This window comes from Nostoc sp. CALU 1950 (assembly GCF_051172895.1).
GTDB lineage: Bacteria > Cyanobacteriota > Cyanobacteriia > Cyanobacteriales > Nostocaceae > Nostoc > Nostoc edaphicum_A.
In genome coordinates this window covers 57,674-63,673 of record NZ_JBDNJQ010000025.1, presented here as the reverse complement: position 1 = coordinate 63,673, position 6,000 = coordinate 57,674, and the positions used below count along the sequence as shown (strand labels likewise).

General features: G+C 41.9%; 5 protein-coding genes. 1 reads left to right on the top strand and 4 read right to left on the bottom strand.

Annotated elements, in window-relative coordinates; all coding sequences use genetic code 11:
• Nucleotides 1–782: 782 nt before the first annotated feature.
• The 3 genes from ABF638_RS09990 to ABF638_RS09980 form a co-directional block, all read right to left on the bottom strand.
• Complete coding sequence (locus tag ABF638_RS09990) at nt 783–1,031, bottom strand: bacteriocin (protein WP_435022435.1); 249 nt, start codon at nt 1,029–1,031, stop codon at nt 783–785.
• Nucleotides 1,032–1,398: 367 nt separating this feature from the next.
• On the bottom strand, nt 1,399–2,916 hold the full coding sequence (locus tag ABF638_RS09985; protein WP_435022433.1) for a M16 family metallopeptidase: 1,518 nt from the start codon (nt 2,914–2,916) through the stop codon (nt 1,399–1,401).
• 36 nt (nt 2,917–2,952) lie between these two features.
• Nucleotides 2,953–4,596 carry a M16 family metallopeptidase gene (locus ABF638_RS09980; RefSeq protein ID WP_435022431.1) on the bottom strand — a complete coding sequence of 548 codons (1,644 nt, stop codon included), beginning with the start codon at nt 4,594–4,596 and terminating at the stop codon, nt 2,953–2,955.
• Nucleotides 4,597–4,747: 151 nt separating this feature from the next.
• Between ABF638_RS09980 and ABF638_RS09975 the strand changes: the two genes are divergently transcribed.
• On the top strand, nt 4,748–5,362 hold the full coding sequence (locus tag ABF638_RS09975; RefSeq protein ID WP_069073074.1) for a TetR/AcrR family transcriptional regulator: 615 nt from the start codon (nt 4,748–4,750) through the stop codon (nt 5,360–5,362).
• A gap of 95 nt (nt 5,363–5,457) precedes the next feature.
• Here the strand turns inward: ABF638_RS09975 and ABF638_RS09970 are convergent, their stop codons facing one another.
• Complete coding sequence (locus ABF638_RS09970; RefSeq protein ID WP_069073075.1) at nt 5,458–5,904, bottom strand: DUF4332 domain-containing protein; 447 nt, start codon at nt 5,902–5,904, stop codon at nt 5,458–5,460.
• Nucleotides 5,905–6,000 lie beyond the last annotated feature (96 nt).

The window sequence follows — 6,000 nt, the reverse complement described above, 5'->3', positions numbered from 1 at the left end:
CTAAGATGGAGAATTCAAATCCCTTTTCGCCATAGGTCAAGAAGTCATCGTATCCTTCACCTTGTCCACCATGTACGGCGATAGAATTCATCTCGTTGAGTTCAGTTAAGAAGCTTTCGGAATCTTGGAACAATTCTGAGCCAGTTAGATACAACTCAGAAAGTGTAATTTGAGCCATGATTTACTCCTAAAAGGTCTTGTTGGATATGAACAACTAAGCTGGATATCGCTTAACTGTTAATGCAATTTTTATCCATAACTTTCATGAAAATCAAGGCAATTAACATGCTAAAAAAGACATAAATAAATGATATAAGTCTGTTTTTGGCATCGAGTTTAAATACGAAAAAGTAGAGTCAAATATTGATTTAAACTAAAAAATAACGAGAATTGAACATCTTGAAAGATTCTATATAGCAGTTTTTAAACGCCTGAAGGTTACGAAGTTTTAGGGTATATCCCTACTTCATACATGATTAAAATCTTGTTTGCAGTTATAGCATTAGGTTGGGCTTTGGCAATGCTTGTCGTTCTCTCACAATATAAAAATTACATTGTGTGCAATGTCTACCCTACAATAAATTTTAGATATAGCGGTTCTCGCTTGAGTGAGATACAATAACCCCACCTCTAACCCCCTTCCAGCAAGCAATGAGGGGATTTTGATGTACCTCATGTGATTAGGAAATACTATAATAATTGCCATAAAAATTGTGCGTTCTAAGATGAATTCAGTCTTAAAACGCACGATTTAAATTAATTTCAAAATTAATTGCAAAAAATTAAATGCTCTCAACAATTTCTGTTTGGACTTCTCCTAGCTTGTTATTTAGTACATCCAGCCAATTATCAAATCGATCATTTAGTTCACTGACTATACCTGACGGATCATTGACTGAGGTTCCTGAGCTTCTTCTTCTTCTTCTTTTTCCATAACCACCTTCTATAGCCTTCATTTCCTTATCGGTTAGTTCATCATATTGCTTTTCATCCCCGATAGGATGCAGGTCAGATATTGTTATCCTAACCATGTGGTCGCCTCCTTAAATACATTGCTATACATTTATATTCAGCTACACAGCCTTGGATAGGATTAAACTAAACCTCACATCCAAAACCCTTCTCTTATATTTTGCTATGCAATTAAAGAAAATCAAGTTTTATAGATGAATTTTCGAGACTCAATTAAGGGAGTTTTGTCTAATGAAGAAATGATTTTGTAGGAGCGCATTTTTGATTTTGTTGAGTATCCCATAAAAATAGAGACACGATAAATCGCGTCTCTATTTTTAGTTTGACTGTAATTTGTTATGAATGAGGGCTGTGTTCAGATGCTACACATTCAAAATGATCTCTCCGCCTCACGGCGACCACCTTAAAAAAGGGTTAAAGATGGAATTAATTCTTCGCCTGTGGCTGTGAACCAGGAATTGTTACATCTATCGGTGTCACCTGTGCTGCTAGTTGCGTCAATGGTGGTTGAATAGCGGTTTGATTTCCCACTACTAAAGTCACGATCTTTTCTGGCTTGAGGTATTCTCGTGCTACCCGTTGCACATCAGCTGCTGTGGTGGCGGCGACGGCTTTTTGATAGCGAAAGAGGAAATCAGCAGGATAACCGTAATATTCATATCGCATCAACCGCGATAAAGTTTGACTGGGATCTTGAAAGTTGAACACAAAGGAGTTGAGTGTAGACTCTTTTGCAAAAGCTAGTTCTTTTGCTGTCACTCTTTGAGTTTGGATGCGCTTGATTTCACTTTGTAAGGCTTTGACAAACTGGACGGTAGCATCCGATCGCGTTTGTCCACCAGCAATAAACATGCCAGGATAGTCGAAACGGGGACTCCACTGGCCATAGACAGAGTAAGCTAAACCTTGGCGCGATCGCAATTCATTAAATAAGCGTCCACCAAATCCATTTAACACTCCATTTAATACATCCAGCGCCGCATAATCGGGGCTGTCAAACCGTCCACCTAAATGGCCGATAAGCACACTACTTTGTGTCAGTTGTGGCTGATTGACAAAAAATACTCCACCTGTATTAGCTGGCAAAACCTTTGGTAATGTCGGTTTAGCAACACCTGGGTTGCGGTTCCAGTCGCCCAACTTAGCTTGAACGAGCGATCGCATTTTCTTAGAATCAAAATCCCCTACAATCCCCAAAATCATATTATTGGGGTGGAAATATTGCTGATAAAACTTGAGCAAATCCTCACGCTCAACCTGATCCACCGTTGCATACTCTATGGTGCGAGCATAAGGGCTATCTTTGCCATAGATCAATTTCTTAAATTCTCGACTAGCAATCCCATTTGGATCGTCATTGCGACGGGCAATGCCACCCTTAGCCTGAGTTTTCGCCAAGTCTAGCTTTTCTTGAGCAAATGCTGGCGATCGCAATACCTCAGCAAACAGCCCAAACACCGTTTCTAAATCTTCACTGAGTGCGTCAAAGCTTGCACCACCAGAAGCTTCACTAATACTAGTTTCCACCGAAGCTGCCCGTTGTTCCAATATCTCGTTGAGTTCATCAGGCGAATGCTTCTTGGTTCCACCAGTCCGCATCACCGCGCCTGTAAAACCAGCCAACCCAACTTTTTCCATTGGTTCCAAGCGATTTCCTGTCCGCACAAACGCCGTCCCATTCACCAACGGCAATTCGTGATCCTCCATTAAATAGACAACTAAGCCGTTTTGAAGCACAAACCGCTCATACTTGGGTAACTTAATCTCAGGTAGCGGTGGCAACTGCAACTCTGTGTAATGCTTCGCCTCAGCCGTCGCCGCCAGAGAAAAGTTACAAGTTAAAAGTAAACACGCAAAAACAGCAACCAAAGCATAAACAAGCCTCTTCCCATTTTGGATTTTGAACACCATCCGCCTTTTACTCTTCACCTTGTGCCTCTGCATACTCTCTTCCTTAGTATCCTTCGTAGTTCGTTTCTCTTAAGCTTCTTTTGACAACAGCTTACCAATCGTCCGATTTTTTGCCGTAAACGTTTCCTTCGCTACTCGCACAATATCAGCCGTCGTCACCGCCGAAATGTCATCCAACTGCTTAAACAAATTCCGCCAAGAGCCAGTTTTCACCTCATATTCCAACAATTGTTGAGCCATCCCCATATTGGAATCGAGGGTACGTAACAAACTCGCCCGTGCTTGGGTTTTCACCCGTTCTAAATCAACCGTCGCTACAGGCTCAGTTTTTAATTTGTCAATTTCTTGACGCAAAGCCACTGCCAACTGATCAACTGTATGACCAGGAGCCGTGAGAGCATAGAACAACATCAGGTTTGGATACTTATCTCCAGGAAATCCGCTAAAACCTTGGGCATTTAGCGCCAAACGCTGCTTTTCTACCAAAGATTTATACAGCCGCGAGGTGCGCCCATCACTTAATAAACTGCCAATGATTTCATAGACTGCATTATCTGGATGAGTAATTGCCGGACGATGATAACCTTCTAAATACCAAGGTTGAGAAGGTAGTTGTAAAGTAACTTCCCGTGTTTGTTGTTGTGGCGGTTCCACCGGGATTTGTTCAACAGCTTTGGTTTTGGCTTCATAGCGGCCAAAATAAGTTTGCGCCAGTTTTTTCACCTCAGCCGGGTTAACATCTCCGACAATGGCAATGGTCAAATTACTTGGTACGTAGTGAGTATCAAAAAACTTTTGGACATCTTCTGGTGTCAGATTGCGAATATCTTCGTCATAACCAATCACTGGACGCCTGTAAGGATGGGCTTTGTAAGCAGTATCGATAAACTTTTCCACCATCATGCCAATGGGTGAATTATCTACCCGCATCCGTCGTTCTTCTAAAATTACATCTCTTTCTTTATAAAACTCACGACGAATTACAGGATCGAGAAATCGCTCTGATTCCAGTGACATCCAAAGTTCTAACTTATTAGCAGGAAAGCTGTACAGATAGCGGGTAGCTTCAGTTGAAGTATTGGCATTTAAACCCACGCCTCCCGCTTGTTCGACAATTTGCCCCAATTCGTTTTGCTTGACTAGCTTGGCTGCTTGCGATTCCACTTTCTTAAACTCAGCTTCTAACCGAGCAACCTCATCTTTTTTGCCATCGGTTTTTGCTGTTTTAATTTGGGCATCTAACCTTTCTAAGGTTTCAAGTAGTGGTTTTTCTTTTTTGTAGTCTTCTGTACCAATGCGCGTCGTGCCTTTAAATGCTAAATGTTCCAGAAAGTGAGCTACGCCAGTTTTGCCATCTGGCTCATCCACACCACCAACATTTGCATAAGTAAGAAAAGAAACTACTGGCGCTTGATGCCGTTCTAAAACAATGAATTTTAGACCATTTTCGAGGCGAAACTCCGTTAACTGCTTGATGACTCGATCCAGATAAGGTTGGATCGAACTTTGAACTGGCGGGGTTTGAGTTTTGGTTTCTTGAGGAGAAGGTGCTGTCTGAGTTTGAGCCAGAGCAATTTCTGGTAGTAATCCCCACCAGAAAACGATCAAAGCTAACAAAGTGACAAACAACCGCCGCAATATGACAGATACTTGATCTGACCAATCCAAAATCCCCAATTTAAAATCTAAAATTGACCGACTGATCTGGTTCATAAGCGAAAATTAAGATAAAGTTACATTACCTAAATAACAGGATACTTAGCAAAACGGCGTTAATCTTGTATTAAGCTTTCAGTGGGTCTTTGTACTTGACATTAGACAATAATGCTACAAGTCCTGTTCCGGATATCTAACCATAACTGTTATGCGAGTTTTTAATTCTTCCCCGCCTTCAGAGGCTCAGACGCGCACCCGGATTTTGCAGGCAGCACAAAGGTTGTTTGCCTCTCAGGGATTTGACGGTACTACCACCCGCGACTTAGCACAAGCAGCAGGTGTAGCTGAAGGCACTCTGTTTCGTCATTTTCCCAATAAAAAAGCGATTTTGGTGGAAGTAGCCACGAATGGTTGGGTAGAGATTCTCACCGATTTGCTAACAGAATTGAGTGAAATGGGCAGCTATAAAGCCGTAGCTCAGGTGATGCGCCGTCGGATGTGGAATTTTCAAAAAAATGCCGATTTGATGCGCGTTTGTTTTATGGAAGTGCAGTTTCACCCCGACTTGCGCGATCGCATTCAATTAGAAGTCATTAACAAAATGACCGATGTCGGTGAAGCATTCTTTCAAACAGCGATGGATAAAGGCATTTATCGTCAAACTGACGCCAAGCTAGTTGCCAAAGTTTTTTTAGGAATGTTTGCGATCGCAGGTTTTTCCAACAACACCATCATAGAACCTGACGCTTCCCCCCAACAAATGCAGGAAATGGCCGAAGGACTCGCTGATATCTTCCTTAATGGTGTTTTAGCAAAAGAGTAGAAAGTGGGGATTAGGGATTAGGGATTGGGGATTGGGAAGAAACTTGTTCAATATTTCTCCCTCATCCCCCCTCATCCCCATATCTCCCCCAGTCCCTAATCCCCAATCCCTAATGTTTTCGCTTGCTGACTCCACTGTTGTACTAGCTCAATTGCTGGACACAAATCTCGTCGCTGCATTGTTGCTACTTGCAAGCGCATAATTTGTTGGTGCAATCTGTGAGTGGGAGTTTGAGCTAACTGAACTACAGAACCAATACCCGCATGGAGCAATAAACCACAATATTGTGTACCTACACTAGGAATACGCGCCAAGTCAGCTAAAGCCATCCATTTATTTATATGTTGAAGATGAATCTGTAGTTTATTTGCTAAGACTAATCTTTCTTCTAGAGTTTTCCCTTGTTTGAATAGTACGACTGTGCTACTAATCCCACAATTTTGCAGTTGACATTGTTCCTCGTGGCTCAACCCAGGTAATTGCTCAATTGGCCAGTCACGAGATTGCATAGTACTTCTACTATCTTTGTGTTTAGCAGACATTTTTCTAGAATATAGGCTTCTTGAAATATTGTGACGCGATCGCGCAAACTACGTTCAAAGTCTTTTACCTTTGACGCTACTCAGTGCTGAGTGTGA

Bases quoted from the DNA above. Each gene is read 5' to 3' on its own strand.
- ABF638_RS09970 (WP_069073075.1), bottom strand. From the start codon at position 5,904: ATGTCTGCTAAACACAAAGATAGTAGAAGTACTATGCAATCTCGTGAC.
- ABF638_RS09990 (WP_435022435.1), bottom strand. From the start codon at position 1,031: ATGGTTAGGATAACAATATCTGACCTGCATCCTATCGGGGATGAAAAG.
- ABF638_RS09975 (WP_069073074.1), top strand. From the start codon at position 4,748: ATGCGAGTTTTTAATTCTTCCCCGCCTTCAGAGGCTCAGACGCGCACC.
- ABF638_RS09985 (WP_435022433.1), bottom strand. From the start codon at position 2,916: ATGCAGAGGCACAAGGTGAAGAGTAAAAGGCGGATGGTGTTCAAAATC.
- ABF638_RS09980 (WP_435022431.1), bottom strand. From the start codon at position 4,596: ATGAACCAGATCAGTCGGTCAATTTTAGATTTTAAATTGGGGATTTTG.